Genomic DNA, 463 nt, shown 5'->3' with positions numbered 1-463 from the left:
GGCCGGCTCGGTGGTGTCGCTCGGCGCTGCTGCGTGCGGGGATGCATTCAAGTGGGGTTTCTCCTCGTTGAGTGACCTGTGCGTGAAAAGTTCGTGCCGCCGGCGGGGCTTGCTGTGCCGATAGTGTGACTATATACTAACTGAACGATCGGTTGGGAAAGATTCGCCGGCCGGCTGTAAAACTCACGAGCGCCAACGACGACCAGGAGTCAATGATGACAACCCCCGCAGGGCCGTACGCCCTTGCACCGGATGCCTCCGCGGAGAGTTCTGCGATTTCCGCTGACGAACAGCAGTTTAACGATCTCATCGCCGCGGATTCTCGCATTGAGCCTCGCGACTGGATGCCGGAGGGCTATCGCAAGTCACTCGTGCGTCAGATTTCGCAGCACGCGCACTCCGAGATCATTGGCATGCAGCCGGAATCGAACTGGATCACCCGCGCTCCCAGTCTCAAGCGCAA

At 60.0% G+C, this 463-nt stretch carries 1 protein-coding gene; it reads left to right on the top strand.

All coding sequences use genetic code 11. The features are described 5' to 3' along the window. Positions 1 to 212: 212 nt before the first annotated feature. On the top strand, positions 213 to 463 hold a 251-nt coding region (locus JF66_RS21215; protein ID WP_369798090.1), incomplete at its 3' end, for a Phenylacetic acid catabolic protein.

Origin of the sequence: Cryobacterium sp. MLB-32 (assembly GCF_000738085.1) — a bacterium.
In the GTDB taxonomy this organism is placed as follows: Bacteria; Actinomycetota; Actinomycetes; order Actinomycetales; family Microbacteriaceae; genus Cryobacterium.
This window is presented reverse-complemented; position numbering and strand designations above follow the sequence as displayed.